The organism is Mucilaginibacter sp. FW306-07-L (genome assembly GCF_058782065.1).
The window spans coordinates 1,584,430-1,608,888 of record NZ_JBYSXI010000001.1 but is presented as its reverse complement, the minus strand read 5'-3'; the positions used below and the strand labels follow the sequence as shown (position 1 = coordinate 1,608,888).

Here is a 24,459-nt window from a genome sequence, read left to right as displayed (position 1 = left end):
TCTTTTTACCGATCATAATAATTGTTGCTGATTAGCGGCCATTATCAGTTCGGCCACGTTTTTTACACCAAATTTCTGGATCAGGTTTTTGCGATGGGTATCAATAGTAAGCGGGCTTAAAAATAGCTCCTGCCCAATTACCTGGCTGGTTTTACCGGCAGCTATAAGCGCCAGTATTTCTTTTTCACGCCGGGTGAGGCGTGGAGCGCCCAGCAATTCATTTTTTGATGGCCTGCTGATTATTTCCATCACCTCCTTGCTATAGCATATATTACCGGCAACCGCTTCGGCAATACAATGCCGCAACTCGTCAATAGAGCTGTTTTTTAGCAAGTAACCGCTTGCGCCGTTTTGTATGGCCTGCATAATTATGCTACGCTCGGTATGGTTACTTAAAATAAGTATGATGGTTGATACAGACGCGGCCTTAATTTGCTGGCACAATTCGATCCCGCTGATGTCAGGCAGGGTAATATCCAACAAAATTAAATCTAAAGGCCGGGTGCTGATGTAATTCAAAACATCCGCCCCGCTGCAAAAACCACCGGCAATGGATATATTATCCTCATGCTGCAACAATGTTTTCAATCCTTCAATTACGATGGGATGATCATCAACTATGGCGGTAAGTAATTCAGGCATCTGCGTTTGTATTTAGCTCAATATTAATGGTGGTACCCTCGTTTATTACGGATTGTATTTCAAATTTACCTTTCAGAAACGTGATCCGGTTTTTCAGGTTATCAAGGCCCATACCCTTCCGGTTTTCCAGCACGGCGGTATCAAACCCGCAGCCGTCATCCTCCAGGGTAATAAAAAACACCGAATTGTTCTGACTGCATTGCAGCATAATACTCTGCGCTTTTGAATGCTTGATGGCATTAGAGATCAGTTCCTGCGCTATGCGGTATATATTTAGCTGTACACTCAAGGGGATATTTTTCTGAATGTTGAATGCCTGAAAATCTATATGCAAGCCATCGCGCATATAAAATTCACATAAGTCCTTCAATGCTATTTCCAACCCAAATTTCAACAGGGTTTCGGGCAGTAAATTACGGGCGATGCGCCTCAGTTCACTAACAGATGAATCTAACTGACCGATAATACGGTGCAGGTCTTTATCCTGCGATAGACCATGATTTGTACTCGACCAGCCTGACAAGCCTATCTTCACCCCCGCCAGCATACCGCCAAGGCCATCATGCAGATCGCGCGCAACACGTTCACGCTCATGCTCCTCGCCGTCCAGCATAGCCTTGGTTACTTTTAGCTGCTGCTTTTGCTCCATATCACGCAGTTGCTGCTGGTAGTTGATCTCTTTTTGTGCCGAGAGCTTCCGGCTGTTTCGTGCGTTAACGATAACCAAACCAAGCGTTACTAACAGGGTTAAACAACCCAAACCAAGCAACCACTTATACAAATGCTCATTTTTAACCTCTAAAGCGGCTTGTTTATTTTGAGCTTGCAGCGCGGCAATTTTTTGTTGATTTTGTACCGTTCGGTATTTGGTTTCCAATTCGCTTATCTTCAGCTCGGTTTGATCCTTGCTGATGCTGTCCTTTAATGTTTGGTACTTGCTTAGCCAATTATATGCTTCTTTATAATCATTAAGGTTTTGGCTGGTTTTAGCTAATTCCGAATAAATGGTGGCTTTATCATTAACCGCCGCCGTTAATGTGCCGTCCTTAACAATGTCCAGTAAAATCTGCCGTGCTTTAGCATAAGCCTTTTGCTGGCCGTAAACTTCATACTTCCTGAAAAAAAACTGCTGGTACAATTGCTTTTGATTATACTTTTTGGCTAATACCATTCCTTTATCAGCGCTTACCAGTGCACGGTCGAGTTTTTTGGCAGTAGAGTTATACAGCGCTTCGTTATAATAATATAACGGATAATTAACCGACTCGGGATAGGGCATTAACAACGCTTTAGCCTTTTGCAATAGCGGTTCCGCCTTAGCCGGTTTACCATCATAACAATGTATGCTTACGCCGTTCAGGTAAGCGAATAAAAGATTAGGCGAATTAGGGCTTTCGTTTTTCAACAGTTCAATAGCCTTTTCGTTATATACTCCCGCCTTTGCGAACTGATAATTATTCATCAGTATAGTAGAGAGCTGCGTATAAAAATGCGCCAGCATAATTTTTTCACCGGCCTTTTCCGCGTTGGGCAGTACTTTTTCAAGGATGATATGGGTAACAAATTCATAGCCTTTCTTATCCTTGTTCATTAAGGCATAATTGAACCAAGCTGCTGCCCGCCTGCCATAAGTCTTGGGCGTATTAAAAGCAGCGAAGGCTTCTTCGGCCTTTTTAAATGCGGCTGCGGCTTTAACCGTATTCAAATTAAAATAATATTGCCCTTCATAAAAATACGACAAGGCCTTGTAATAAGGATATTTTTCGGCGAGTTGCTTGCCACGCAGCAGGTAGGTTTTGCTTTTAACCGTATCCCTGAACTTCCAGTATTCTACCAGCAAAAAATTCGCATTCGCCTTGGTACTATCGGGCGTTTTAGCATGCAGAACCTTGTCCAGGCTATCCAGGTATCGCTTTTCGTTTAGCGGGATCTGCTGCTGCGCAAAAGTGCGCATAACCATGGTAAGGCATATAATAATCAGATATAGCTTTTTCATTTTACGTGTAGCGGCATGCCCGGTATCTGGCAAAACAGCTATTTCAAATATCCGCCTAAAAAGTTAAAACCGCTATACTTCTCAGCCGTGCCGCTTAAAATACCTAAAAATCAGTAGAAAAAATCACACTATTCAAGGGATTTTATTTCAATGAGCCTTGCAATAGTTTTGCGGTCTATCTATTATTTATATACAAACTATGAAAAAATCTATTTCAAAAAAACTGGTCGCGGCTATCGCTTTTGTCGTTCTGATTGCCGGTTTAACCTCATGCGGTAAAAAAGACAGTGATGACAACACCCCGGCATCCGGAGGGCGCAACGCGAAATTTACGGTTACAGTAACCGGCGCACCCGAATCGGCCTATGTATCATTCGTAATGGTTGGGCTTACCAATAATACTTCAGAAGCTACCGTTTGGAAAGTGAACGGCAAGGTACAAAACAATGAAAGTTCAGTAAGCCTGGGTGAAAACAACTTTAGCGGCAGCACCAAAACTTATGTAATTGAATCTATTAAACCATTGGATGCCATTAGCGTGGGCATACAATGCCTGAGCCCTGCAAACGAGGCCTATAAAATTAGCTACAAGGCTGAAATTAACGGCGAAGTGAAAGAGGATGTTAAGGACTTTACGGTTACAAAAAACACCGATTTTACCCACGATTACACTTACTAAAAGCACGGATACAATAAAAATCATTCGCAGGTTCATTAATTTATTAAAATCAATTTACTATGAAAAAGATCATGATTATTTGTGCAGGCCTGATGTTGTTCGGGTCGACAATTACCAAGGCGCAAGCCATTTTAGATAAGATTGACAAGGCATCAGACAAAGCCGACCGCGCCGGGCGCACGGCAGACCGCTCAAAAAATACCGGTGATAAAATACTCGGCCTGTTTGGTAAAAAGAAAGACGGTGCAGCAGAAACCAAAACTACCGTAAAACTTAGCGGTGTTGATTTTGCGACCCTGAAAGCTTTAAACGAAAAGCTGCAGGCGGCTAAAGGTATTGAAAGCACTAAGATGAAGTACAGCGCGTCGGGATCATCCATCACGCTGCAACATTCGGGCTCTACGTCTGACATCCTCAAGTCGCTGCAAAAAGCCGCTCCGGATGTATTTGCCGAAAAGAATATTGACGGCATGGATGACGGTGAGATCTCAGTAAAACTGAAATAACCTAACCCTTATATAAACCTTGTTGGTAAAGCGGCCTAAAACAGGCCACACCAACAAGGTTTTTTTTAAATATATACGATGAAAAAGATAACATTAAAGGCGCGATTCATCTGCCTGGCATTGCTCACGCTGGCCATTACAGGCTTATCGGCATGCAGTAAAAATGGCGGTGAGGCTGATCCGGATGATTCCGAAAAATATTTTAACTGCAAGATAAATGGCAAATACCGCGAATTTAATTACATGGTAAATGCCAACGATAAGCCCGCTACCGATACCGTGCATTTTGTAGTGATTGGCGGCTGGGAAAAACAGGACATGATTACCGGCTTTGGCATTAACATGCAACTTGCCGAAGGAGCAAAAGAAGCTACCTATTATGCAGATGGCAACAGTGATTTGTTACTCGCCGGTAAATACTACATCCAAAATATGAAGGACGGAAAGATTGTTGGTACCACTATTTACAATGGCGGCGATTTGGACGGAAGCAACTTTACCTTTAAAATAACCAGCTTAACCAAATGGGGCGTTAAAGGCACTTTTTCGGGCAAGCTCCGGTTGCTTGGCGGTGATGAAGTAGTTACTGTTACAGAGGGTAAATTTTCAGCACCATACAATTGATAGTTTTTAAAAACAAACTTTGGAACCATGAAAAAATATTTTTTAATTACCGGGCTGCTTATGTTTTTAAGCAGCCTTTTTGCTTTTAACGCAGCCGCGCAGAACACTGATTTTAAGGAGGATTTTTCAGCTTATAAACCCGGCGCATCTCCACGCAGTATTAAAACAAACGGTGCGGCCATAATAGCAACCCCTGCCGGGCAGCAGGGCAACTGGTTACTGTTACAGGATAAGGCCACTTACAAATTCACCAAACCTACTACCCTGCCTAAAAACTTTACATTGGAATTTGATCTATTGGCGCAGGCAGAGCAAATTAAGGACATTGCACCAGTATCATTCGGCTTTGTAAAGGATAACGCAGCCCGGCAACACATCAGCAACGGCGGTGCCTTTGTACAGTTACATTATTATGATGGTAACGCCGTTAACATTGGCAACTATGATCTGAGTAAAGAAGTAAATACCACGTTTGACCTTTCGCCAACAGCTAACCGCCCGATGCATGTTAAGCTGGTGGTAAGCGGTAACCAAATGGCAGTATACCTGGATGATAATAAGCTGGCAGATACTACATTGTTTCAACAACGGGATGCACGTTACTTTTATATAAGCGGCCCCTGGCAGTATGAGCACGGTGCTAAATTATTTGTGAGTAACTTTAACCTTTCGGCACGCTCATCAAACTAACAATTATGAATAAAAAGGCGGTACTGTTTTTTGCATCTTTTGTGATTACCGTAATGGGTTGTAAAAACAATAGCAATTCAAACACAACTTTAAAACATTCCGCCATTGCTGGTACCGCCACAATTAAACAAAAATGGCATTGGGGCCAGGAGCAAAAGCAAGACGAAAGCGCAGGTTATACACAGGTTGTCAGGGCAGGCAATACGCTCTATATATCAGGTATACCAACAAGTAACCTAAGCCCTGAAGGAATAATCGCGGTTTATAAGGATTTAGAAAAATGCTTGAATGCTTTTGGTGCATCGCCAAAAGATGTAGTGAAAGAAACCCTTTACACTACCGACATTGAGGAGATGAAAAAATACAACGGTTCAAGAAAAAAGTTTTATAAAGGCGACTATCCCGCGGCTACCTGGGTGCAGGTTAGCCGCTTATATGAGCCTGATGCCAAATTGGAAATAGAGTTGATCGCTCAATTGAATGATGTAAATAGGAAATAAAATCCTAAAAAGCTATCATCATTTACAAATAACACTTGTTCTACCTTTGGCAAAACGTTAATATATCTGAACCGGTTCTAGTGACCATAATTATCAATATTCATTAAATAAACATCATACCTTAATATTTGTATTACACCGCTTATGTTTAGCTTTTTGCTTATCGCCCCATAATACTTTTTACCTGTTATTCGTTGTTTGCTATAACAATTTAAGTAAGCAAAACATTGTAATGTATTCGCTGTTTAACAATCTCGTTACAAACAATACATTCCGATATCGTTAAAATATATGTTATTAGCCAAGCAAATATCCATTACCTTTTTTTTGAAACTGATCAAGTGGGATGTGATCGCCATATTTTCATACGCTTGCTTGGTTGGCGCGCTGGATTACGTTACCTTTTTTAAAGACCTGACCATACCGTTAAGTGTTTCCGCCATGATCGGTACACTGCTATCCCTGCTGCTTGCTTTCCGTACCGCCCAATCGTACGAACGTTGGTGGGAAGCACGAATAGTTTGGGGTGCCATAGTTAATGATAGCCGTACCCTCATCAGGCAGTTAATTCACTTTATACCGAACGATGCCAAAAAGGCCCAACATGTTAAGGATTTCGCTATAAGGCAGTCTATATGGTGTTATAGCCTGGCAGAAAGCCTGAGAAAGTGTACGCCATCACAAAAAGTTGAGCAGTACGTACAGCAAACAGGCACGGATAGTATTAACCGCCCCAACCTGTTACTATCCAAACACGCCGAACACCTGGCAGCAATAAGCGAAGCTTATAACATTAACGATAACAAACAGGTTCAAATAGATAATACTATTCAGCGGCTTACCGATTCGATGGGTAGATGTGAACGCATCAAGAATACAGTATTTCCGCGCGCTTACAGTGTATTGATACATTTTCTGATCTACGTACTGACCACCATTTTCCCTTTTGGTTTGGACGACGATCATTGGGCTATTGAGATCTGCCTGGCTACCATGGTACCTGTACTGTTTATAACTATTGAAAGAACCGCCATACTGATGCAGGATCCTTTTGAGAATAAGCCAACAGATACGCCAATGACCAGCCTCTCAAACACCATTGAACGTAATTTGATGGAAATGGCCAATATGCCTGTACCTGAACCGCTACCTCAGCCGGAAAGTTTTTATGTGATGTAACTTTTAAAAATCAATTGCCTGAGGGTTATAAGATCAAAGAAGGATCATACATTCCACAGAAATAATAATTTACTATTGTATATATGATGATGGTTCACTCCCGGCTAAAGGCAACTGGAAACAAAAAGTAGCTCCTTTGCCAAGTTTGCCCTCGATCCATAACTTGCCCGAATGGCGCTTGAGTATTTCGGCAGAAATGTAAAGTCCCAGCCCTAAGCCATCAAAACGCATCTGGGAGTTGCCTGCCCGGTAATACCTGTCAAACAGCCGCGTCATTTCTGTTTCTTCCACCCCTATTCCAAAATCCTGAACACAAACAACAATGTGGTTATCAGCAATCTTCGACCTGATCATTACCTGGTTAGCATCAGGCGAATACTTAACCGCGTTTAAAAGCAGGTTATTTAAAACCTGTTCAACACGATGGCGGTCGCCAACTATTTCGGCAGGTTCATTTGCCTCAATAATTAAGGTATGTTTAGGGGTAATAGGCTGTATATCGTGCACGGTTTCCTCCAGCAGTTTATCAAAACCAAACTGCTCGTTATTGTAAACCATTTTCCCGGCATTTATGCGCGAGGCATCCAGCAGATCACGTATCAACCGTTCTAAACGCAAAATATGCGCGCTTGATTTTTCGGTAAGCTCCTTCTGTTTTTCTGCAGATGCGGCTTTTTGTGCCAGTTGATTGTACAGCTTGATACTGGTTAAGGGCGTTCTCAATTCGTGGCTTACTATACTTAAAAACTCTTCCTTTTGGTGCTCATTGTCTTTTTGCACCTGTATATCGGTATTAGTGCCTAACCATACCGATACGCCGCCGTCATCATCAAGCAACGAGTTCGCCCGGCCAAGGTGCCACCTATATTCCCCCTTATGGTTTTTCAACCTGAATTCGAGCGCGTAATCAGCACCTGTTTCAACAGCATTTTGCCAGGCGGTTTCACAATTATAGGCATCATCAGGATGGATAAACTCAGTCCATCCATTTTTGGTGATATATTCAGGCTCTTTTCCTAAATAATTAACAACCTGCTGGTTTACAAAATTCAGCTTTCCTTCGGGCCCTGCCGTCCAAACCTGCTGGGGCATAATATTGGTGATGGTGCGAAATTTTTCTTCCCGTACTCGCAATACATCAAAGCCGGCCTTACGTTCGCGAATATCCTCAATTGTAGTGTAACCGAGGTATTCTCCCCCATCCCTGAATAAGGTAGAATTAATATTTACCCAGATGCTGTTTCCGTTTTTGCTGATCAGGCAGGTTTCCAAACTAAATGATGGCAGGTGCTTGCTCCATAATTTTTTTTGGAGTATTTGCCAGTCGTTCACAAACTCAGGATGCGAAAATTCTATGATGCGATGGCCTACTAAATCGTTTTTATCCTTACAGCCAAGTAGTGTAACCAGGGCTTCGTTAACCTGTAGTATTACCAGGTCTGACGATATAATTTTATTACCCAACCGGGAGTTCTCGAACACTGTGCGGTAGCGGAGCTGGCTTAACCGGAGCAGTTCGCCGCCGGCGTCGCTAAAGTCGCGCTGATCATTTTCCTGCCTTTGTGTTTGCTTGAGTTCGAGGTTCTCTGCCTGCAATAACCTTACCTCTGTCATTAACTGTTGTATACGTAATTCCTGATCGGTCATTGTGTAGTGGTGGATAAAATGGAAAGATAAGGCATTATTTTATTAACCCGAAACATAACTATTTGTTTTGCTTTTAAGGGGCGGTGGATTTGGCAGTTACAATTACATCTGCTATTTTTACTTACCCTTATATGATGATACAACTACATGGAATACATCAATATATTCCATACTTGCCTATACTTACTTTGAGGGCGCTATGCTATTAAATACAAATGCAATTTTTATTAAATCCATTATTTCGTACGCTTTTTGACCAACTGCCTGAACCGCGGATAATATTAAAACCAGATACACCTGATTTTACCATTGCTGCCATTAACCAGGCTTATACCTCGGCTACCGGCTATACAGCCGACCAGTTGACGGGACACAGTATATGGGATTTTTTTAAAGCTGATGCGGCCGGGAGTTCATCCGCAGAGAAGTTTAAGCAAGGACTGGCAGATGTGCTTCGGCATAAAGCAGCTATGAAGTTACCGATATTCCGTTATGATATTTCGACTGCTGAAAAAACAACACCACGCTGGTGGCAGGTAGAGATATTACCCATTACCGATGAGCAGGGAGAGATAATTTACCTCTCGTGTACTACCAATAATGTAACCATTCATGTTCAGGATCAGGCTGCGATATTACAGATACGGCATAACGAAGCGGCCATGCTGGTACAACAGCAACATGCCGAGCGGGAATTACAGCAAACAGAGCAGGCACTGCGTAGTTCGCAGGATGATCTTACTAATGTACGCCAGCAAACTGAAGATCAGTCAATACGCAATGCTGAACTAACGGACAGCGAATACCGCCTTAACCGCATTATTGCCAATACGCCGTCCGGCCTTTGCATTTTAAAGGGGGATGATTTTATTATAGAAACGATCAATAAACCGCTGCTTAATATATGGGGCCGCAAAGCGGATGACCTGATTGGCAAGCCCCTGTTATCCGCGTTTCCTGAATTTGAAGGACAGCCTTTTCCTAAGTTGCTTTCAGAGATATTGCTTACCGGTAAAACCATGACCATGCCTGAAGAGGCTGTAGTAATTATACAACCCGACGGAAGCCCGAAAAACGCGTTTGCCGATTTTAGCTACGTTCCGCTTTTTGACGTGAACCAAAAGCCGGAGGCCGTGCTGGTAACAGTTAATGAAGTAACGGATATGATTGAAGCGCGCAAGCTGTTACAGGACAGGCAGGATGAATTGGAAGCCATGAATGAGGAGCTTACTGCCGCTAATGAAGAGCTGCAAGCCATGAACGAAGAAATGACGGTTACCAACGAACAGTTGGAGAAAACAAACGAAATGCTTGAGGAAGCCCAAAGCAAACTCGATTCAACCGGCAGATAAAAACGTGCTGAAAAAAAACCGGCCAGCAAACTAATAACTTATTAGTTTGCTGGCCGGTTTTTTTATGTGTTATTATTCCTGATGATGAACAATATCTTCCAGTTCATGCAGATCAGTTTTATGCTTTTTTAGCTTTTTGTATTTCTTTTCCAGGTAATCCTGCGCATGATCTAATTGCTCCTCAATAGCGCCTGTACGTTTACCATGCAGGTAAAACCAAATGCCTGCACCCGCGGCAACTGCGCCGGTTACAGCGGCGGCTATCCACAACGTGGTATTATCTTCTTTTTTGAATGGATTTTTCATAGTCTGTGTTTTTCTAATTCAACATAAAAAATTCCTTTTAGTTGTCGAAATATAAAAATAAAGAGATTTAATTAACCCACGAGTTAAAAACATCCAACCATCACGTCAGTAATAGGCACATTGATGCTTTACCACTAACGCCTTACCCTGTTTGTATTATAGGCTACTAAATACAGGTATTCAGGTTGTTCAGCAAAGCGGTCGTTTACCACGGGCTCCTGTGGTTTTACAGCCTGATTTAAGTGGGCCTTAACCATTGTAAAAGTCGCGTTTAAAATTTCGGGCGTTACGCTTGTAATTACCGTTGGGTAATATTGTTTTTCAAACGCTTGCTTTTCGTCGGCCGTAGCCATTTCTACTTGCCAGTGTTCATCGGGTTTAAAACCATTCTCTAAAGCAGCATTACCCAGATCATAAATATATTCGCTTGCTTTGTATTGTGCTGTTTGCTTGTTGTTGATCATACTTTATTTATTACTTTTTCTTGGTGTTTACGTCGTCTTTTGATACAGATTTTTTACCGGCCTGGTAGTCAGAGGTAGATTTTTTACCTTCGGTAGCCGGTGCCTTTTTTACATTTTTAGTTCCTCTGTCTTTGCTCATGATTACAAGTATTAAATTGGTGTGTAAGTATATTTAAGCTTATTTTTTACTCTTGTTAACTATTTTGTAAATGTCCAGCCGCCTGTCTTTCAGATTTCTCACAGCACCAAAATTGTGCAGTTCCTTCAGCAGGTCAACATCAACATCGGCAATCAGTGTAGTTTCCGTATTTGGTGTGGCCTCGGCCTTGATGCCGTTGCTTGGAAACGAAAAATCCGACGGTGTAAATACCGCCGACTGCGCATACTGAATATCCATATTATGCACCTTAGGTAAATTGCCCACACTGCCGGCAATGGCCACATAACATTCATTTTCAATAGCCCTTGCCTGGGCGCAGCTTCTTACCCGGGTATAACCGTTTTGGGTATCTGTCATAAAAGGCACAAAAAGTATCTGCATACCCTGCTCGGCTAACAGGCGTGGCAATTCAGGAAATTCCACATCATAACAAATCAGGATGCCTATTTTACCACAATCGGTATCATAAGTAGCTATATGGTCGCCTCCTACCATTCCCCAGGCACTTTGTTCAGCCGGGGTAAGGTGTATCTTACGGTACATCTCATACGATCCGTCACGACGGCACAGGTAACCTACATTTTGTAATACCCCGTTTTCCATATAGGGCATACTGCCGGTAATTATGTTGATGTTGTAGCTGATGGCGTATTCCATAAACTTATCCCTTAACGGAATAGTAAAATTGGCGATCTCACGCATGGCATCGGCACCGCTCATGTGGTTATAAGCCGTCATCAACGGAGCGTTGAACAACTCCGGAAACAGCACAAAATCACTTTGGTAATCGCTGATAACATCCACAAAAAACTCGATCTGCTCGCACAGCGATTCCATATTAGGAAAAGGCCGCATTTGCCATTGTACCAGCCCTAATCGGATAATGGATTTTTTAGAGTTGATGTGTGCCGCTTCTTCATTATAATAGATATTATTCCACTCCAGCAGCGAAGCATATTCAAGCGATTGCGTGTCGCCGGGCAAATAGCCTTTTAATATCTTCCTTACGTGGAAATCATTGGCCAATTGAAAAGACAGTGTAGGATCATGTATTTCCTTACCCTTTACCTTTTCGAGATATGCCTTTGGTGTTAGCTGGCTTGAATAGTCCTTATATTTTGGTATACGGCCACCGGCTATAATTGCCCGCAGGTTGTGGCGCTCGCATATTTCTTTACGGGCATCGTACAGCCTTCTGCCGATCCGCATGCCGCGATAATCAGGATGTACAAAAAAGTCAATACCGTATAATACATCGCCCTTATCATCATGAGTAGAAAAAGTATAGTTACCCGTTATTTGGGCGTAGGTATGGTTATCGCCAAACTGATCGTAATTTACAATTAATGATAAGGCACAGCCCGCGATAGCACCGTTAACCAATATACAGATCTGCCCTTCAGGAAACAGCTCTACCAATTTAGCGATATGAGATTCGCCCCAGGATGATGCGCCTTCCCACTCAGAATAAGCCTCTATCATCGAGGCTTTAAGGCCAAGGTAATCGTCCTTGGTTAACTTACGTAATTCGATTTTTAAGTCTTCGTTCTTGATTATTTTTTCCATGTTGTATAAATGATCGCCTGACTGAGCATTAACTCCGTAACATCATGCGATTTTGATAGCGGTTGGTATTATACCTGATATAATTTAATATTAAAGACAACTGTATTGTTTGCTTTAATAATACAGGCAGCCGCGTTTTTTTGATGAGAGCTCTTCTTTATAGCCGCGACAATGAAATTTTTATAGTCGCTTATTTAACTGCCCGGATATTTGTGCGCAGATTATTTATGGTAACCGGGGAATTTTAATTGCCGGGGATACTCACGATATGGCGTATTTGGTCAATATAACATAATTTTCGGCCAATACACAATTCTTCAGGCAGATTTCATGCATACAGTATTCCAGATTACTTCCGCAAAGTCACCTTATAGCAACTAAAAATATTGTTAGAACCTATTAAACGAAGATTTAAGGGTTTGCATATAAATATGCTGATTGCAAAAGGACACTTGTAAACACCTATAATTCCTTTAGCACCTTCACCGCGTAATCAATGCCATCGGCATCTACATCAAGGTGAGTTACAAAGCGGATGCGGTGTTTATCGGTAGTACCGCATTTAATTCCTTTACCGGCCAGTTTGGCTACCACGGCATCCGTAGGCTCAATGGTATCAAACAGTACAATATTGGTTTCAACAGGCATTACATGTGTTACCCAATGGCATTGTGCTAAAACATCAGCCAAAATACGGGCATGATCGTGGTCAGCTTGTAAGCGTTCCACATGATGATCCAGGGCATAGATACCAGCCGCGGCCAAGAAGCCTGCCTGGCGCATCCCCCCGCCTAACACTTTGCGAATGCGCCGGGCCTTTTTTATGGTATCCTGATCTGCCAGTAAAACCGAACCTACAGGTGTACCCAAACCTTTTGACAGGCATACCGATATACCATCAAAGTAATTACCATAATCAAAGGCACTATCTTTAGTGTGGGTAAGGGCGTTAAATATACGTGCGCCATCCAGGTGCAGCTTTAAGTTATGCTCCTTGCATAACTGTGCTATCGGCTTTATCTGCTCCAGGGTATAGCAACTGCCACCGCCCTTGTTTACGGTATTTTCGAGCACTACCAGACTGGTATGCGGATAATGTATATTGTCGGCATTAATTTCAGGCGCTATCATTTCAGCAGTAATTATACCACGATAACCGTTAAGCAAGCGTGTTGATACGGCGGAGTTAAAAGCGATCCCCCCGCCCTCGTAACGGTAAACGTGCGCCGTTTGATCGGCTATCAGTTCATCCATTGGCTGGGTAAAGCATTTAATGGCTATCTGGTTGGTCATGGTGCCTGAGGGGCAAAACAAGCCAGCCTCCATGCCAAACATAGCTGCAGCTTTTTGTTCGAGTTCGTTCACCGTTTCGTCCTCGCCAAAAACATCATCCCCCACACGGGCATTCATCATGGCCTCAAGCATGGCGGGGGTTGGTTTGGTTATGGTATCACTGCGAAAATCGACCGTTAGCTGCATCATGTAAACTTTTATAATTTAATTACAAAGCTAATGTAATCTGCAAAACACCGCTATTCCTTTTTAAACACTATTTAAACTAAACCATCGTTGAAACACCAAGTCAATCCTCATAAAAGCTTAACTTGCACTGCTGTTTTGGGATAATTGAATAATATTAAACCGAGCCGTTATAGTCAAAAATAAAACACCTTACCCTGCGTTAGCGGATATAGCCGACTGCGATATACACCCCGGTTAAACTACCGTTAATTGCTTAATTTACGATAATGAAAAATTGCTGCTTAGTCCTTTTTATACTTACAATAACCACCTTTACCGCCTCTGCACAAAAATGGCAGGCCGGTAGCTTTACCGATGCCAAAGGCATCAGGCAAACCGGCTTAATTAACCCTAACCCCAAAGGTAAAGGCCCTGTTAAAGAGGAAGCCTTTATAGAATATAAGCTTGACGATAAAATGAACCCCATCAAGCTGAGCGCGGGTGAGTTACGCTCATTCACCATCGGGCGCGATAGTTTTGTTGTGGCGCACGCGCCGGGTAACACCCTATGGGCGGGCAAGGAATTTGATTTTGTTAAGGTGGTACTTAACGAGGAAATTAAACTGTACACCGGCAAAGGTGCCGGTAAATCAGGCGGCTTTGGTATCAGGCCGGGCCTGTCGGGCGGGTTTGGTATGGGCGGCGGCGGATATGGCGGTGTTGGCGGCGGCGTAGGTATATCTCTTGGCGGCGGCAATGGCGGCAAGCAAAAAACAGCCTACTATTTTGGGGCTAATACTGCCGAGATGATGCTGCTTACCCCTATCAACTTTAATGATATCATGAGTGATATTATGGGCGATGAACCTGAAGTGGTAAGTCTCATCCAGCAAAACAAATTTAACCTCAATAATATTGATAAGCTGATAGAATACTTTAACAAAGTAAAAGCATCTCACCAGCAATAACAGTTGATCGTTTAGTTACAATTTGTCAATACGTACCCACTGCATTCCGGCAGATTCTGCGGCTTGGGTACCGGCCTCGCCGTCCTCAAAAACCAGGCAATCAGCAGGTGCTACGCCAAGTTTTTCGGCAGCCGACAAAAACGGATCAGGATAAGGTTTACCATGCTCAGTTTCACCGGCACAAACCAGCACCTCAACCAAATCAAGTATACCCAAAATACCCAGCGTACGTTCAACAGCTTTACGCCCGCTGCCTGACACTACGGCTATGCGTACCTTACCTACGTGCGCCTTTAAATGCTCAACCACAAAAGGTATAGGCTGCGTGTGTACTATATATTCATCGTAAAATACCTGGTAACGCTGCTCGGCAAATGTAACCGGGTCAAAAGTGCTGCTATAGCGCTTGTTAATCTCTTCCACTACATTTTTTACCGGCCAGCCGGCCAGTTCGTCAACTATAGCCCCATCAAACACCAAACCGCCGTTTGCGGCAACCTTTACGTATGCTGCCTTATGTGCAGGCATATTGTCGGCAAGTGTACCGTCACAGTCGTATAAAAAAGCCTTATACCCGGCTGATATCCCGGTTAACTTTTCAAATTTAAGTTGATGTGATGCATCCATATCCATGTACAAATATTGGCAAAAATATCAGGGTGTAAGCTATTAGGGTGTAATAAATACATTAAGCTAAATCATCAAAATTAATTATCGATTTATTAACAACATTATAACTCTGAGCCAAAAATCAATCATTTAAAATAAAAATAACATAAATAACCTTTCATAAATTATATCATTATTAAAACAACGCTCCCAATAATTAAAGATTGAAACAATTTGTTGATATTTATTAAAAATTAAGCAATTTTGAAGATCAAATACCCCTGTATATATGGTTAAAAAAAATATAATTACTGAAAATTGCCATTGTTTTTTATGCAAAAACGCTATAAAAGAATGGCATGCAGCAATTTTAACACATAAAAAAATTTATAAAGTTAAAAAAGGAGAAAAAATATTTAAGGAAGGCGAACCGGTAACAGGTGTTTATTTTGTTTATTCGGGCACGGTTAAGGTTTATAAAAAATGGGATGCAGAGAAAGAGCTGATCATTCGTTTTGCTAATGACGGTGCTATATTAGGCCATCGCGGTATAGGTAAGGAAGCGGTGTACCCGGTTTCGGCTTCGGCACTTGAAGCGGGTGTGGTGTGCTTTATTGATATGGATTTTTTTGAAGCCAGCCTGAAGGTAAACCCGGAATTTGCCTACCAACTGTTAATGTTTTTTGCGGATGAGCTGCGCGAATCTGAAAAAAAGATGCGCAACCTGGCACATATGCCTGTTAAAGGCCGCGTTGCCGAAGCGTTGACTATGCTTAGCAAGCAATTTGGCACCAATGCCGGGGGTTATATAAATATCGACCTGAGCAGGCAGGACCTGGCCTCATACGCCGGTGCTACTTACGAAACCGTTTTTCGCGTAATTAACGAGCTGGTTGCCGAGAAACTCATCACCCTATCGGGCAAAAGCATTGCCATAGCTAACCAGGACGGTTTGCTTCAGTTAACCCAGGAGGCGGCACAAGTATTCGCCTGAAACAGGTAGCCGTATATCAAACGGCTATTTTCAAATATTCCCTTCTCACATCATGTTATTTCGGGCTGTTAAGCCTGAATAAAGTTTCCGTTATATTTACGCCAAAGCCTGCCGGTAACAAAACAAATGCTGATAATTGCACGTTATTATACTACCGATTGCATAAACTGAAATGATAACGAATATTTTGATCATTGACGACCAGCCGGACATGCTGGAATTGATGACTGACGTGCTTACCTCTGAAGGTTTTAACGTTACCGCACTGCTTTACACCGATGATGTTATACAAAGCGTTAGCCTGTATAATCCTGATATTGTGCTGCTTGACCACCTGCTTGCCGGTGTAAATGGTGGTGAGTTATGCCGTGAGATCAAAAACCATCCATTAACATCCTCATTACCTGTTATATTATTATCAGGTTACCCTCGCTTGCTGGAGGCTTTCGGCAATTATGGCTGCGATGCCTTTATACCCAAGCCGTTTGATTTGGATGAACTTATCGGTACCATACACCGCTGCCTTGGCGAAAGCCATTACGAACACGCTTAATTATAACTATATACGAGGTGCTGTTATTCAAGCACCTCGTATATAGTAACCGGTTTAGCTTTATTCTTAAGCACCACCTCTCCTATTTTTTCGCAACTGAATGATTCTTTGGCTTTTTCGTAAGTAGCCTCGTTTATCAGTATCTGTCCCTCTTTAGCGGTGGATTGCAGGCGTTGCGCTACGTTAACAATATCACCTATTACGGTATAATCTAACCGCTTGAGTGATGCCGAGCCGATGTTACCCGATACCACTTCGCCGGAATTTATACCAACCGATACACCCGGCTTATACTTGCGGCTGCCCGCGTCTATTTCCTCTGTCGCTTTAATTCGATCGCGCACGGTAAGCGCCGCGTCAATTGCCCTGTCTAAATGGTAATCTCCTCTAAAAACAGCCATTACCGCATCGCCCATAAACTTATCTACATGGCCACCCTGGGCTATAATTTCCTTTACTATCTGGTCAAAAAGCGTATTTAGCAAATTAACCACCGTATTTGGCGGTACCTGCTCGGTCAGTGCTGTAAAGCCGCATACGTCTACAAACATTACGGTAGCCTGCACTAACTCATTATTCAGCAGGCTGTTTTCGAACTCCTTGTGCGTCATAAAGTTGAGCACATTTTCATCAACATACATTTTAAGTATGTTATTTTCTTTGATAGCCTTAATGGTGCTTTGTAACTGGCGTACATGCGCAATGGTTTTTTGCATGGTAACGTCCAGGTCGTCAAAATCAACAGGCTTGCAAATAAAATCAAATGCGCCGCGGTTCATGGCGGTACGTATATTCTGCATATCGCCATAGGCTGAAACCACCACCGCTTTTAGTGTTGGGTTGGCTTCGGGCAAATGGGTAAGCAGGGTAAGCCCATCCATTACGGGCATGTTAATATCGCTCAGTATAATATCCAGGTCGGGGTGTTCTTTAACCTTTTCAAGCGCCTCAACACCGTTTTGCGCAAAAATAAACTCATACACACTCTCCCTTATCTTGCGACGAAACTTTTGTTTTACCAGCAGTTCCAGGTCGGCTTCATCATCAACTACCAGTATTTTGGCCATTACACATTAAGGTTTTTAAGTTTTTGTTTAAGCAGATCAAAATCAAGCGGCTTGGTTAAAAAGTCGTTAGCGCCGTTATCCATTGCCTGCTTGTAGTTCTCTTCATCGCCGTAGGCGGTTACCATCATTACCACAGGAGGTGGTGGCGGATCAGCAAAATCATTACGGATATGGCCAAGCAGCTCAATGCCGCTCATGCCGGGCATATTAATGTCTGACAGGATGAGTACCACTTCGGAGTGTTTATCTTCCAGGTATTTCAAGGCTTCCTCGCCCGACAAGGCAAAGTCAAATTCAATTTCTTGATTGCGTATCTCTTTACGAAAACGCTGTAAAAAAAGCGGCTGTACATCCGCCTCGTCATCAACAACCAGTATTTTCATAGAAGCGATAAAATTAATTAATTTTTAACAGATAGCGGAACGCAGATCACAAACTCGGTGTATTCACCCTCTTTGGTTTGCACATCAATTTTACCGTTGTGGCCTTTTACTATAATATCATAACTTAATGACAGGCCTAAACCTGTACCCTCGCCGGTAGGCTTTGTGGTAAAAAACGGTTGCATAATCTTGTCTTTAATATGCTCAGGTATGCCTATACCGTTATCGCGCACAAACACCTCTATCATTCCCTTTTTAGCGATGGTAGCCACCTCAACCACCGGGCGATACTTAGGATCGCTTTGTTTTTGCTTTTGTTGCGTAGCATAAAAAGCGTTGGTAAATAAGTTGAGCAACACGCGCCCAACATCCTGCGGCACCACCTCAACGGTTGGCAGGTTTTCGCTAAAGCGGGTAATCAACTCGGCGTTAAATGATTTGTCCTTAGCGCGTAAACCGTGATAGGCCAGCCTCAAATATTCATCAGCCAGTTTGTTAATATCGGTAGCCTCCTTAATGTTGCTGCTTTGGCGGCTATGCTGCAGCATACCTTTTACAATACCATCAGCACGCTTGCCGTGGTGACGTATTTTTTCGAGATTCTGCTTTATGTCGGCAGCTATGGCCAGGGCTTCCTCTTTGTCGCCTTTGGCAAGCTCCTCTTCCATTTCATCAATAAGCTCGGCGCTTACTTCCGAAAAATTGTTGACAAAGTTTAACGGATTCTGTATCTCGTGGGCTATGCCCGCGGTAAGTTCACCCAGCGAGGCCATTTTTTCAGACTGAATTAATTGTGCCTGGGTAGCTTTCAGCTCCTTTACCAGATCCTGCAATTCATTACGCTGCTTGGTAAGCTCGGATGTACGTTCGGCAACAACCGCTTCCAATTCATCCTTTTTAACAGCCATAACACGTAGCTCCTGCTGCTGCTTTTTAGTACTTGCCCAACGTGCGAATATCCATACAAAGGCAAGCAATACACCTATCTGAAAATAATCATCATATTCGGCATAGAACTTTGGCGTAATCAAATCTACAACCGCATCCAAAAAGCCTACAATCACTAAAGGCATATGGGTATTAATAAAGCTTTTCAGCGGTTTAAAATCAGGCTCTTTTAAGGTATAGGCTACTATAAACCCTAAAATCAACGGACCTAAAAACGGGGTAATTTCATCCGGGAAAATTCTTTCAAAAAGAAAAAATGATACGGCAACACCAATGGCCGACCACCTAAGCGTCTGATTCCATCTATCAAATAACTCCGTATGTTTTACAGAGGTGCGTAAACGTGTTAAGAGCAAAAAAGCACCCAGGTATACAAAAAAATACATAATTGAAATAAAGCAGGCCGGTTAATTTTAATGCTGGCTACCAAATATAACATTTCCGTTTATTAAACCATTACAGCCTATAAATAGAAACATTTGAATATATTAGCCTTGAATTTGAAGTTTTGGTATTGAACGCTTATTTCGATAGTATTTAAATACCGATTTACAAGTACACGTTTATACAGATGAAGCACCTGCCACGTTGGTTAATTGATACAACTTACACTGTTTTAGGGATTCTTTTTTGCGGGTTCGCGCTTAAAAGTTTTATGATACCTAATAAGTTTTTTGATGGCGGCGTAACCGGTATTGCCTTGCTTATACATGAGCTTTACCACCTTAACATCGCCTATGTAATTGTACTGGCCAATATTCCATTTGTTATAATGGGCGCTTACCAGGTTAACGCCCGCTTCGCGTTAAAAACGCTGGCTGCTATAATAGGTCTTGGTTTGTGCCTGCTGTTTTTGCCTTACCCGCAAATAACATCAGACAAGTTGCTGGTATCCATTTTTGGCGGGGTGTTTATGGGTATTGGCGTGGGTTTGGCCATTCGCGGCGGCTGCGCTTTGGATGGTATTGAGGTATTGGCCCTGTATACCGGGAAACGCATCAGCTTTACCATCAGCGAGATCATTTTAGGCATCAACATCGTCATATTCTTGATAGCAGCTATTGAAGTTACGCTACCTACCGCATTATACTCTATACTAACCTATTATGCCGCATCGCGCACCATCAGTTTTGTGATTGAAGGACTTGAAGAATACACCGGCGTAACCATTATTTCGTCAGAAAGTGAGGAAGTAAAACGCCGCCTGGTGATGGAATTAGGCCGTGGTATTACCGTTTACAAGGGCGAACGCGGCTTTTTAAAGGAAAGTTTTGATGTGAGCCACCCGGTTGATATTGTATACACTGTAGTTACCCGCCTTGAAGTTAGGCGGCTGCGCAACCTGGTACATGATATTGACTCTAAGGCGTTTGTATTTACCAGTACCATTAAAGAGGCTGCCGGCGGCGTGCTTAAACGCCGGGCAAGGCACTAAGCGTGCTTAATAATAAAACCGGCCACCTGCTGCTGCTCGTGCTCGGTCAACAGATCACCCTTGAATGTCCAGCTACCATCAATAAAAGTAATCTTACCTAAATAATCCGGATTGAGTTCATCGGGTATATCCGTGTTGTTTTCGGTAGTTTCTAGCGGTTCGGTGTATAAAAAGCTTTCGTTGTCGGTAGCATTTTTTAGCAGGCGGTAAACGCCGGTATCGGTAAGCTCGCCGCTATCATCGCGCTTTAGTATAGGCTCAATAATTATTTTTCTGACAGTTCCGTTATCTGCAGATGTTTTGAATGCTACCGGGTTGATCATGATTAGTCTGTTTAATTTGTTAACCCATAATACAGGCCATCTGTTTTAACAGTTAATCACTATAACGGTCGTTTCGCCAAGGGTATGCCGTGTTGGAGTAGCCCCTATCTTCCCAAAAACCCGGCTTATCAGCTGATAAAAACTCGATACGTTTTATCCACTTAGCACCTTTCCAGGCATAAAGCTGCGGAGTGATCATGCGCACCGGGCCGCCATGCTCGTGCGGCAGCGGCTGGCCTTCGTAGGTATGCACCAGCAGTACGTCCGGTTTAAGGGCTTCCTGTAAAGATACATTGGTGGTATAAGTATCATAACCATAGCACATAATATGGGTTGCCGTTTCCTTTGGATGAACCAAGGCCGCCAGATCAAGCAGGCTTACACCCTTCCAATGCATGTTGAGTTTTGACCAAGTGGTTACACAGTGAAAATCGGATGTATCCTTGGTTTGCGGCAGATCCATAAACTGTTTCCAGGTTAACCGCACCGGGTTTTCTACTTCGCCATCAATAGTTAGCCGCCACCGGTCTAAGCCTATTTTAGGCTGATAACCCAAATCAAGCACCGGCCATTTTGAGGTTGCTGTTTGCCCTATCGGGATAACGGGCATACCGTGCCGGTTAGGTTCGCCTGAGCCTTTGGGTTTATCGTCGGCAACGGATGGTGTATTGCGCATCTGCTCCTCAAAACGGGCCTTTAGTTTCATGCGGGCCTCAATAATGCGGTTAAGCTTATCCTGATCTTCCATAGCGATTGTTTTACTTTTCTGCCCGCAAAAGCTTTGCCATCATCCGGCTAAAAAACTCCGGCGTAACGCCTATGTAGGCGGCTATATCTTTTTTAGGCAATTGATTAATCAATGTAGGGTATCTGCGGCAAAAATTATTGTAACGGTCTTCAGCCGTAAGACTTAAATTATCCATCAGCCGCTGCTGGTAAGCTACCAGTGAATTTTCGGTTATGATCCTGAAAAACCGCTCGAACTTGGGCACTTCGTGATACAAAAGTTCCTGTTTTACCTTGGAGAGCAGTAGTATTTCGGTTGGCTCAATGGCATCTATATTTAAAGTACCGGGCTTTTGGCTAAGCAGGCTATACATATCGGCTATCCACCAGCCTGCCGGGGCAAAGTTCATTACATGCTCCAGCCCGTGCTCATCAACCGTATAGCCACGCAGGCAGCCACTGTTTACAAAAGCCGAATATTTGCAAACCTCAAATTCCTTCAATAAAAACTGCTTGCGTGTCAGCTCCTTTGGATGCAGCAGGCTTAAAAAATATTGCCTTTCCTCATCGGTAAGGCCAATGTATTTGCCAATGCTTTTCAGTATCAGATCGGTTGACATAGATAGTATCGCGATAAAAACGCAATATACCACTAAAAGCGCCGCCGTTTATCTAAAAAATAATGAACAGCGAACTACGCACCTGCTCTTTTAAGTTACGGCTGCGGTGGCCTTTGCCCTCGGTATCTTCCATCAGCAACACCTCACCTGCCGCGAACTGCCGCCTTTCGCCGGTTGATGTTTCAATTTCTACACCGCCATCAAGCAGTACAACGTACTGCCTTTGCGGTGCGGCATGAAAATCATCATAAGTTGGTACTACTTTACGGAAGATCAGCTCCTTTATTTTCACCTTTTCCGAGAAATAACCTATCGGCCCGCCCTCATGCAACGGGTAATATACTTCATCAAACTGACTGTCGCCGTTTTCATCGGCATAAACCCGGGTTACTTTAAATGCTTCCATCATTTTAATGTTTATCGTATTTATGAAACTGCATCGATGTATAAAATGCCAGCAGCCTGTCGCGCAGTTTTTTAATGAAACACATATTGATTAGCCAGATCGATCTCCTGCTGAATGATGGTATGCGGACGGCCATCAAATACCCTTACATTTACATCAGCGTTTAGTTTTTTCAGCAACTCCACGCTTTCCTCAACCCTGGTTAAGGGCACATGCGGGTCAGGGTCGCCGGTGGTTATCAGCACCGGGGTTCCGTTAAAATCGCCGGTATATTTGCCTGCATTAAACTGCTGGCCTATTAATCCGCCGGTGAAAGCTACCGCACCACCATATTTTTTGGCATTAAGGGCGATATACTCCAAGGTTAAACACGCCCCCTGCGAAAATCCCGCGAAATAAATTTTTTTGGCTGGGATGCCTTTCCCGATGATCTCATCAACCAGTTCGCCAATTACCTCAATAGCCGAGTTAAGCGCGGGCTGGTTTTGATTGTCAGCCGCCATAAAGCTGTAGGGGTACCAGCTATTATTGCTGGCCTGCGGCGCATAAATAGCCAGATCATCCGTATTTAATTCATCCGCCAGGCTGATAATATTCTCTGCCGAGCCGCCCCTGCCATGTATCATGATCAGGGCACCGCCGGCTTCGGCAAGTGGTTTGCCGGCGGTGATATATTGTTTATGATGTGTGTACATTACTTAAACTAATTTTGGTAAGGTAGTTTCTAAACTTGCACGGTATTGCTCGTATTGTGCAGGCAATTTAAGGTGCTGACCTAACTCTTCAACCGGTTCATCAACAGCGAAACCCGGATTATCAGTAGCTATCTCGAACAATACGCCACCTGGTTCGCGGAAATACAGTGAGTAGAAATAGTTACGGTCTATCTTCTCGGTAATATGTAAACCAAGAGATGCAATTTTATCGCGATACTGCATTAGCACTTCCTCATTTTTTACACGGAACGCTACGTGGTGTACTGAACCGCCCGCCACATGTCCGGCAACCTCTCCCGGTACTTCAACCAGGTCAACAATGTTGGCATTATCAACCGCGTCGGTAACAAAACGGTAGCGGTTAACATGCTGTTCCAATAATTTGTAACCGAAAACGTTGGTCAGAATATCGGCAGTTGGCTGCATTTTGTTGGTGGTAATGGTGATGTTATGAAAACCTTTGGTCGCGTTTTCAGCCTTGATCTCATCAGTTTCCCAAGGTAAACGGTTGTCGGCTGTTTTTGATACGATCAGTTCCAGTTTCAATCCATCAGGATCAAGAAAAGTTAAATACTGCTCACCAAACTTTTCGGCCACTTTGTTATAGATCACATTATGATCTTCAAAGCGTTTTTGCCAAAAATCTAAACTGCCTTCTGGTACTGAATAACCTATCTCGGTAGCCTGACGTGCTCCACGCCTGCCGGTCATGATATTTTCCCAGGGAAAGAAGGTCAGGATAGTGCCCGGCGTACCTTCTTTATCGCCATAATATAAATGGTATGTTTCAGGATCATCAAAATTCACGGTTTTTTTAACCATGCGTAAGCCTAAAGTTTTGGTATAAAAATCGTGGTTGCGTTTGGCATTGCCTGCTATTGCAGTGATGTGGTGGATGCCGTTGATTGTACTTTCCATAGTGTTTAATATTTAGTTTGT

The 24,459-nt window shown here is 43.1% G+C and carries 29 protein-coding genes; 11 read left to right on the top strand and 18 right to left on the bottom strand.

The annotated features are described in order from the left end of the window. Positions 1-12: 12 nt before the first annotated feature. Entirely contained in the window at positions 13-642 is a 630-nt protein-coding gene (locus AC3WJC_RS07205) for a response regulator (protein ID WP_492398400.1), read from the bottom strand. Continuing rightward, positions 635-2,638, bottom strand: a complete 2,004-nt coding sequence (locus tag AC3WJC_RS07200) for a sensor histidine kinase (protein ID WP_492398399.1) — start codon at positions 2,636-2,638, stop codon at positions 635-637. Before AC3WJC_RS07200 ends, AC3WJC_RS07205 begins: the two co-directional genes overlap by 8 nt. Before the next feature lie 199 nt (positions 2,639-2,837). Between AC3WJC_RS07200 and AC3WJC_RS07195 the strand changes: the two genes are divergently transcribed. From AC3WJC_RS07195 to AC3WJC_RS07170, 6 genes are all read left to right on the top strand, one after another. After that, entirely contained in the window at positions 2,838-3,317 is a 480-nt protein-coding gene (locus AC3WJC_RS07195; RefSeq protein WP_492398398.1) for a hypothetical protein, read from the top strand. A 59-nt stretch (positions 3,318-3,376) separates the two neighbouring features. Further along, positions 3,377-3,823 carry a hypothetical protein gene (locus AC3WJC_RS07190; RefSeq protein ID WP_492398397.1) on the top strand — a complete coding sequence of 149 codons (447 nt, stop codon included), beginning with the start codon at positions 3,377-3,379 and terminating at the stop codon, positions 3,821-3,823. Between the two features lie 78 nt (positions 3,824-3,901). Then, complete coding sequence (locus tag AC3WJC_RS07185) at positions 3,902-4,447, top strand: hypothetical protein (RefSeq protein ID WP_492398396.1); 546 nt, start codon at positions 3,902-3,904, stop codon at positions 4,445-4,447. A 27-nt stretch (positions 4,448-4,474) separates the two neighbouring features. Then, a complete protein-coding gene (locus tag AC3WJC_RS07180; protein WP_492398395.1) occupies positions 4,475-5,137 on the top strand; it encodes a hypothetical protein in 663 nt (220 codons plus the stop codon). Between the two features lie 5 nt (positions 5,138-5,142). Then, positions 5,143-5,637, top strand: coding sequence for a RidA family protein (locus tag AC3WJC_RS07175; RefSeq protein ID WP_492398394.1), 495 nt, complete (start codon positions 5,143-5,145; stop codon positions 5,635-5,637). Positions 5,638-5,928: 291 nt separating this feature from the next. Beyond that, positions 5,929-6,816, top strand: a complete 888-nt coding sequence (locus tag AC3WJC_RS07170; RefSeq protein WP_492398393.1) for a bestrophin family protein — start codon at positions 5,929-5,931, stop codon at positions 6,814-6,816. A gap of 72 nt (positions 6,817-6,888) precedes the next feature. On the opposite strand, the gene AC3WJC_RS07165 is transcribed toward AC3WJC_RS07170, so the two are convergent. Then, positions 6,889-8,463 carry a PAS domain S-box protein gene (locus AC3WJC_RS07165; protein WP_492398392.1) on the bottom strand — a complete coding sequence of 525 codons (1,575 nt, stop codon included), beginning with the start codon at positions 8,461-8,463 and terminating at the stop codon, positions 6,889-6,891. Between the two features lie 215 nt (positions 8,464-8,678). Between AC3WJC_RS07165 and AC3WJC_RS07160 the strand changes: the two genes are divergently transcribed. Next, entirely contained in the window at positions 8,679-9,815 is a 1,137-nt protein-coding gene (locus AC3WJC_RS07160) for a PAS domain-containing protein (protein ID WP_492398391.1), read from the top strand. A 72-nt stretch (positions 9,816-9,887) separates the two neighbouring features. Here AC3WJC_RS07160 and AC3WJC_RS07155 read toward each other — a convergent pair whose 3' ends face one another. From AC3WJC_RS07155 to AC3WJC_RS07135, 5 genes are all read right to left on the bottom strand, one after another. Beyond that, positions 9,888-10,121, bottom strand: coding sequence for a hypothetical protein (locus AC3WJC_RS07155; protein ID WP_492398390.1), 234 nt, complete (start codon positions 10,119-10,121; stop codon positions 9,888-9,890). A gap of 134 nt (positions 10,122-10,255) precedes the next feature. Next, positions 10,256-10,585 carry a hypothetical protein gene (locus AC3WJC_RS07150; RefSeq protein WP_492398389.1) on the bottom strand — a complete coding sequence of 110 codons (330 nt, stop codon included), beginning with the start codon at positions 10,583-10,585 and terminating at the stop codon, positions 10,256-10,258. Positions 10,586-10,595: 10 nt separating this feature from the next. After that, the gene (locus AC3WJC_RS07145; RefSeq protein ID WP_492398388.1) at positions 10,596-10,724 is read right to left on the bottom strand and encodes a hypothetical protein; all 129 of its coding nucleotides are present in this window, start codon (positions 10,722-10,724) and stop codon (positions 10,596-10,598) included. A 39-nt stretch (positions 10,725-10,763) separates the two neighbouring features. Next, entirely contained in the window at positions 10,764-12,311 is a 1,548-nt protein-coding gene (locus tag AC3WJC_RS07140; protein WP_492398387.1) for a GNAT family N-acetyltransferase, read from the bottom strand. Positions 12,312-12,773: 462 nt separating this feature from the next. Continuing rightward, positions 12,774-13,793, bottom strand: coding sequence for a threonine aldolase family protein (locus AC3WJC_RS07135; protein WP_492398386.1), 1,020 nt, complete (start codon positions 13,791-13,793; stop codon positions 12,774-12,776). A gap of 266 nt (positions 13,794-14,059) precedes the next feature. Between AC3WJC_RS07135 and AC3WJC_RS07130 the strand changes: the two genes are divergently transcribed. Next, entirely contained in the window at positions 14,060-14,740 is a 681-nt protein-coding gene (locus AC3WJC_RS07130) for a hypothetical protein (RefSeq protein WP_492398385.1), read from the top strand. Between the two features lie 15 nt (positions 14,741-14,755). Here the strand turns inward: AC3WJC_RS07130 and AC3WJC_RS07125 are convergent, their stop codons facing one another. Next, entirely contained in the window at positions 14,756-15,367 is a 612-nt protein-coding gene (locus AC3WJC_RS07125; protein WP_492398384.1) for an HAD family hydrolase, read from the bottom strand. A gap of 271 nt (positions 15,368-15,638) precedes the next feature. Here AC3WJC_RS07125 and AC3WJC_RS07120 point away from each other — a divergent pair, with 271 nt between their 5' ends. Beyond that, positions 15,639-16,343, top strand: a complete 705-nt coding sequence (locus AC3WJC_RS07120; protein WP_492398383.1) for a Crp/Fnr family transcriptional regulator — start codon at positions 15,639-15,641, stop codon at positions 16,341-16,343. Between the two features lie 172 nt (positions 16,344-16,515). Continuing rightward, positions 16,516-16,896 carry a response regulator gene (locus AC3WJC_RS07115; RefSeq protein WP_492398382.1) on the top strand — a complete coding sequence of 127 codons (381 nt, stop codon included), beginning with the start codon at positions 16,516-16,518 and terminating at the stop codon, positions 16,894-16,896. Between the two features lie 23 nt (positions 16,897-16,919). Here the strand turns inward: AC3WJC_RS07115 and AC3WJC_RS07110 are convergent, their stop codons facing one another. From AC3WJC_RS07110 to AC3WJC_RS07100, 3 genes are read right to left on the bottom strand one after another with little or no spacing between them, the layout of a single operon-like run. After that, complete coding sequence (locus AC3WJC_RS07110) at positions 16,920-17,963, bottom strand: adenylate/guanylate cyclase domain-containing protein (protein WP_492398381.1); 1,044 nt, start codon at positions 17,961-17,963, stop codon at positions 16,920-16,922. Next, complete coding sequence (locus AC3WJC_RS07105; protein ID WP_492398380.1) at positions 17,963-18,346, bottom strand: response regulator; 384 nt, start codon at positions 18,344-18,346, stop codon at positions 17,963-17,965. The genes AC3WJC_RS07110 and AC3WJC_RS07105 overlap by 1 nt, the downstream gene beginning before the upstream one ends. 17 nt (positions 18,347-18,363) lie before the next feature. Further along, positions 18,364-19,680, bottom strand: coding sequence for a sensor histidine kinase (locus AC3WJC_RS07100; RefSeq protein WP_492398379.1), 1,317 nt, complete (start codon positions 19,678-19,680; stop codon positions 18,364-18,366). Positions 19,681-19,865: 185 nt separating this feature from the next. Between AC3WJC_RS07100 and AC3WJC_RS07095 the strand changes: the two genes are divergently transcribed. Continuing rightward, a complete protein-coding gene (locus tag AC3WJC_RS07095; protein WP_492398378.1) occupies positions 19,866-20,729 on the top strand; it encodes a YitT family protein in 864 nt (287 codons plus the stop codon). Here AC3WJC_RS07095 and AC3WJC_RS07090 read toward each other — a convergent pair. From AC3WJC_RS07090 to AC3WJC_RS07065, 6 genes are all read right to left on the bottom strand, one after another. After that, entirely contained in the window at positions 20,726-21,052 is a 327-nt protein-coding gene (locus AC3WJC_RS07090; protein WP_492398377.1) for a hypothetical protein, read from the bottom strand. The genes AC3WJC_RS07095 and AC3WJC_RS07090 overlap by 4 nt on opposite strands. Positions 21,053-21,104: 52 nt before the next feature. Beyond that, positions 21,105-21,800 (bottom strand): molybdopterin-dependent oxidoreductase, encoded by a 696-nt coding sequence (locus AC3WJC_RS07085; RefSeq protein ID WP_492398376.1) that lies wholly within the window; start codon positions 21,798-21,800, stop codon positions 21,105-21,107. Between the two features lie 10 nt (positions 21,801-21,810). Continuing rightward, positions 21,811-22,398, bottom strand: coding sequence for a Crp/Fnr family transcriptional regulator (locus tag AC3WJC_RS07080; RefSeq protein WP_492398375.1), 588 nt, complete (start codon positions 22,396-22,398; stop codon positions 21,811-21,813). A 52-nt stretch (positions 22,399-22,450) separates the two neighbouring features. Further along, positions 22,451-22,807, bottom strand: coding sequence for a cupin domain-containing protein (locus AC3WJC_RS07075; RefSeq protein ID WP_492398374.1), 357 nt, complete (start codon positions 22,805-22,807; stop codon positions 22,451-22,453). A gap of 68 nt (positions 22,808-22,875) precedes the next feature. After that, positions 22,876-23,499, bottom strand: a complete 624-nt coding sequence (locus AC3WJC_RS07070) for an alpha/beta hydrolase (protein WP_492398373.1) — start codon at positions 23,497-23,499, stop codon at positions 22,876-22,878. A gap of 3 nt (positions 23,500-23,502) precedes the next feature. Beyond that, positions 23,503-24,438 carry a ring-cleaving dioxygenase gene (locus AC3WJC_RS07065; RefSeq protein WP_492398372.1) on the bottom strand — a complete coding sequence of 312 codons (936 nt, stop codon included), beginning with the start codon at positions 24,436-24,438 and terminating at the stop codon, positions 23,503-23,505. Positions 24,439-24,459 lie beyond the last annotated feature (21 nt).

Coding starts and splice junctions, on each gene's coding strand:
- AC3WJC_RS07205 (WP_492398400.1), bottom strand. CDS start 642: ATGCCTGAATTACTTACCGCCATAGTTGATGATCATCCCATCGTAATT.
- AC3WJC_RS07200 (WP_492398399.1), bottom strand. CDS start 2,638: ATGAAAAAGCTATATCTGATTATTATATGCCTTACCATGGTTATGCGC.
- AC3WJC_RS07195 (WP_492398398.1), top strand. CDS start 2,838: ATGAAAAAATCTATTTCAAAAAAACTGGTCGCGGCTATCGCTTTTGTC.
- AC3WJC_RS07190 (WP_492398397.1), top strand. CDS start 3,377: ATGAAAAAGATCATGATTATTTGTGCAGGCCTGATGTTGTTCGGGTCG.
- AC3WJC_RS07185 (WP_492398396.1), top strand. CDS start 3,902: ATGAAAAAGATAACATTAAAGGCGCGATTCATCTGCCTGGCATTGCTC.
- AC3WJC_RS07180 (WP_492398395.1), top strand. CDS start 4,475: ATGAAAAAATATTTTTTAATTACCGGGCTGCTTATGTTTTTAAGCAGC.
- AC3WJC_RS07175 (WP_492398394.1), top strand. CDS start 5,143: ATGAATAAAAAGGCGGTACTGTTTTTTGCATCTTTTGTGATTACCGTA.
- AC3WJC_RS07170 (WP_492398393.1), top strand. CDS start 5,929: ATGTTATTAGCCAAGCAAATATCCATTACCTTTTTTTTGAAACTGATC.
- AC3WJC_RS07165 (WP_492398392.1), bottom strand. CDS start 8,463: ATGACCGATCAGGAATTACGTATACAACAGTTAATGACAGAGGTAAGG.
- AC3WJC_RS07160 (WP_492398391.1), top strand. CDS start 8,679: ATGCAATTTTTATTAAATCCATTATTTCGTACGCTTTTTGACCAACTG.
- AC3WJC_RS07155 (WP_492398390.1), bottom strand. CDS start 10,121: ATGAAAAATCCATTCAAAAAAGAAGATAATACCACGTTGTGGATAGCC.
- AC3WJC_RS07150 (WP_492398389.1), bottom strand. CDS start 10,585: ATGATCAACAACAAGCAAACAGCACAATACAAAGCAAGCGAATATATT.
- AC3WJC_RS07145 (WP_492398388.1), bottom strand. CDS start 10,724: ATGAGCAAAGACAGAGGAACTAAAAATGTAAAAAAGGCACCGGCTACC.
- AC3WJC_RS07140 (WP_492398387.1), bottom strand. CDS start 12,311: ATGGAAAAAATAATCAAGAACGAAGACTTAAAAATCGAATTACGTAAG.
- AC3WJC_RS07135 (WP_492398386.1), bottom strand. CDS start 13,793: ATGATGCAGCTAACGGTCGATTTTCGCAGTGATACCATAACCAAACCA.
- AC3WJC_RS07130 (WP_492398385.1), top strand. CDS start 14,060: ATGAAAAATTGCTGCTTAGTCCTTTTTATACTTACAATAACCACCTTT.
- AC3WJC_RS07125 (WP_492398384.1), bottom strand. CDS start 15,367: ATGGATGCATCACATCAACTTAAATTTGAAAAGTTAACCGGGATATCA.
- AC3WJC_RS07120 (WP_492398383.1), top strand. CDS start 15,639: ATGGTTAAAAAAAATATAATTACTGAAAATTGCCATTGTTTTTTATGC.
- AC3WJC_RS07115 (WP_492398382.1), top strand. CDS start 16,516: ATGATAACGAATATTTTGATCATTGACGACCAGCCGGACATGCTGGAA.
- AC3WJC_RS07110 (WP_492398381.1), bottom strand. CDS start 17,963: ATGGCCAAAATACTGGTAGTTGATGATGAAGCCGACCTGGAACTGCTG.
- AC3WJC_RS07105 (WP_492398380.1), bottom strand. CDS start 18,346: ATGAAAATACTGGTTGTTGATGACGAGGCGGATGTACAGCCGCTTTTT.
- AC3WJC_RS07100 (WP_492398379.1), bottom strand. CDS start 19,680: ATGTATTTTTTTGTATACCTGGGTGCTTTTTTGCTCTTAACACGTTTA.
- AC3WJC_RS07095 (WP_492398378.1), top strand. CDS start 19,866: ATGAAGCACCTGCCACGTTGGTTAATTGATACAACTTACACTGTTTTA.
- AC3WJC_RS07090 (WP_492398377.1), bottom strand. CDS start 21,052: ATGATCAACCCGGTAGCATTCAAAACATCTGCAGATAACGGAACTGTC.
- AC3WJC_RS07085 (WP_492398376.1), bottom strand. CDS start 21,800: ATGGAAGATCAGGATAAGCTTAACCGCATTATTGAGGCCCGCATGAAA.
- AC3WJC_RS07080 (WP_492398375.1), bottom strand. CDS start 22,398: ATGTCAACCGATCTGATACTGAAAAGCATTGGCAAATACATTGGCCTT.
- AC3WJC_RS07075 (WP_492398374.1), bottom strand. CDS start 22,807: ATGATGGAAGCATTTAAAGTAACCCGGGTTTATGCCGATGAAAACGGC.
- AC3WJC_RS07070 (WP_492398373.1), bottom strand. CDS start 23,499: ATGTACACACATCATAAACAATATATCACCGCCGGCAAACCACTTGCC.
- AC3WJC_RS07065 (WP_492398372.1), bottom strand. CDS start 24,438: ATGGAAAGTACAATCAACGGCATCCACCACATCACTGCAATAGCAGGC.